The sequence below is a fragment of the Lentzea kristufekii genome, from assembly GCF_033949925.1.
GTDB classification, from domain to species: Bacteria; Actinomycetota; Actinomycetes; order Mycobacteriales; family Pseudonocardiaceae; genus Lentzea; species Lentzea kristufekii.
Genome location: NZ_JAXAVV010000067.1, coordinates 1 through 2682, shown reverse-complemented (window position 1 = coordinate 2682; position 2682 = coordinate 1). Strand labels below are relative to the sequence as shown.

The following is a 2682-nucleotide window of genomic DNA, read 5'->3' as shown; positions in this document are numbered from 1 at the left end:
GGGTGGTGAGGTGTGCGAAACGGGCGGACGTGGTGGCGGTCAGACGAGCCGGGTCGGTGTCGCCGGCCCGCCTGACCGCCAGGCTCAGCGGAGGTGGATGTTCGGCTGCGGCGGCGAGCTCATGCCGTTGCCGAGGAAGAAACTCGGGTGTGGCGGTTGGTTGTAGGCGGTGTTCTGCCACGCGATGGCCACGCGGTACTGGGCGTCGTGCAACAGGGTGTGGAGCCGCCGGTCGGTCTGCGTCGGCGTGGCGTAGATGCGCAGTGCGGCGTTGTCGTCGCGGGGCAGGACGACTTCCTCACGCCAGTCGCCGAACAGGTCACCGGACAGCGACGGCGTGGCCTTGGTGCCGTTGATGGAATGCGCTCCGGAACCGGTGAGCAGGCGGGTGTCGCCACCGGTGCCGTACTTGTCGACGTGGTTGCCGTCGAGCAGCTCGCGCACGGGGTCGGCGTCCCACCAGGCGAGGAAGTTCGCGCTGGCGGGCGCTCGTCCGACGCTGCCGCCGGAGGAGTTGAACGCACTCGTCAGGCCGGTGCCCTTGCCCCAGAACTCGGCGCCGGGGTTGCCGGCGTACACGTCACCGGCCACACCGCGCGCGGGACCCTCGCAGTTGCAGGTGTTGTTCTTCTGCATGATGACGGCGCCGGTCCTGGCATCCCGCAACGTGGCGGCGGCACCGGAGCTCTGCTCGTGGATCTGCCAGATCTCCTGACCGGGACGGCTGGGCACGAAGTCGCTCACGTGCAAGGCGTCACCGTGGGCGTAGAAGTTCGTGGTGTACCGGCCGGTGCCGTCGGCGTTGATGGTCATGCCGCCGTAGATGATCTCGTCGGTGCCGTTGCCGTCGACGTCCGCAATGGACAGTGAGTGGGTGCCTCGGCCGGTCCACTGCCTGCCCGCGCTGCCGGAGTCGAACTTCCAGCGCCGGGTGAGCTGGCCGCCCCGGAAGTCCCACGCCGCGATCGTGCTCTTCTCGTAGTAGCCGCGTCCCATGATGATGCTGGGCCGTTGCCCGTCGAGGTAGGCGGTGCCGGCCAGGAACCGGTCACCCCTGTTGCCGGTGCAGTCGCCCCAGTCGCAGATGTTGCCGCGGGCCGGCTCGAAGTTCACCGTGGACATGACGGCGCCGCTGAGCCCGTTGAAGACGGTCAGGTACTCGGGTCCGGTGATGATGTAGCCGGAGGAGTTGCGGTGGTCGGCGTTCGCGTTGCCGATCACCTGTCCGGTGCCCGAAACCGTGCCGTCGCCCGTCTTGACCGCGAGCTCGGCCCTGCCGTCGCCGTCGTAGTCGTACACCTGGAACTGGGTGTAGTGCGCACCGGCGCGGATGTTGCGGCCGAGATCGATCCGCCACAGCCGCTGCCCGTTGAGCCGGTACGCGTCGATGTAGACGTTGCTGGTGCGACCGGACTGGGAGTTGTCCTTCTGGTCGCTGGGATCCCACTTGAGGAAGATCTCGTACTGGCCGTCGCCGTCCGCGTCGCCGACGCTCGCGTCACCGGCCGTGTAGTTGCTTCCCGGCCGGGAGATCGGCACGTCGAGGTGGTTGCCGCCGGTGAAGCGCAGCGACGGCTCGGACGGCGCCTGCTCCGCTCCGTTCACGACCGCGCGGACCGTGTACGAGGCGTCCGCCGACGCCCCTGAGTCCAGGAAGTTCGTGGAGTTGGTGATCGGCGAGGCGTTCAGCTTCGTGGTGCCGCGGTAGACGTTGAACCCGGTCGCCGTCGGCTCGGTCCCGAACAGCCGCCACGACACCAGGTTTCCCGACCCGGAGCGCACGCTGACCAGGCCGCGATTGAGGTCTTCCAGCTGCTTGCCCGCGGGCGGCGGCGCACCACCGGTTTCGAGGTCGAGGTAGTCGATGTTCGCCAGGCCCGCCGCGGTGGCCGGGTCCAGCCTGATCGTGTTCGCACCCGCGGTCACCGACACGGTGAACGTCTTCGTGCCCCAGGTGGTCCAGGCGCCGGTCGGGTCGAAAGCGGTGCCGGAGTGGGCAACCGTGCCGTTGACGAGCACGTCGGCGGCACGGTTGTCGGTCGCGCCGTTGGCGTACCGCACGGCGATGGTCGCCGTGCCGGCCGTGGACGCGGTCACGGTGAACTCCGTGGCCGCGTCGACCGTGTTGTCGCCGTTGCAGAACCCGCTGCCGGAGTAGCCGGCGTGGTTGGACTCGATCGCGCCGGCGCAGGTGGCCGGCGCGGCTTCCGCCTCGTACCGCGTCGCCGCCGCCGAAGCCGCCGAGACGACCAGACCGTTGCCGGCCAAGGTCAGGGCGACGACGCCTGCGGCGAGCGGTGTGGCGCACCGTCGATGCAAAAGCATGGTTGGCCTCCAACAGGTGAGTCGAGAAGTCGAACGCGCCTGGTTCAGCGCAGGTAGCCGACCAGCGGCAGGTTCAGCTCACGCGCGCCCTGCACGACAAGGTTCGCCATCTCCGCGCCGCCGCGCTCGGAGAAGTGGGTGTTGTCGCCTGCTTCCCTGGTGAGGTACAGCGCCTGGGATGCCGACGGCCCCATCGATTCGACGAGTGTCTTGCTCTTGGCGGTCAGGTCGATGACCGGAACGTTCGCGCTGCGGCCGAGTGCCCGGATGATGGCGGGCAGGTCCACGCCAACGCTGTTGACGTGCAGCGCGGTGCCGGTGAGTTTGTTGCCGTTGAACAGTCTCCGCACCGGAGGT

The 2682-nt window shown here is 68.9% G+C and carries 1 protein-coding gene and 1 pseudogene; both read right to left on the bottom strand.

The annotated features are described in order from the left end of the window. Window positions 1-84: 84 nt before the first annotated feature. Complete coding sequence (locus tag SK571_RS46020) at window positions 85-2325, bottom strand: rhamnogalacturonan lyase family protein (RefSeq protein ID WP_319990409.1); 2241 nt, start codon at window positions 2323-2325, stop codon at window positions 85-87. A gap of 44 nt (window positions 2326-2369) precedes the next feature. Then, window positions 2370-2682, bottom strand: a pseudogene (locus SK571_RS46015) (rhamnogalacturonan acetylesterase); the annotation flags it as partial.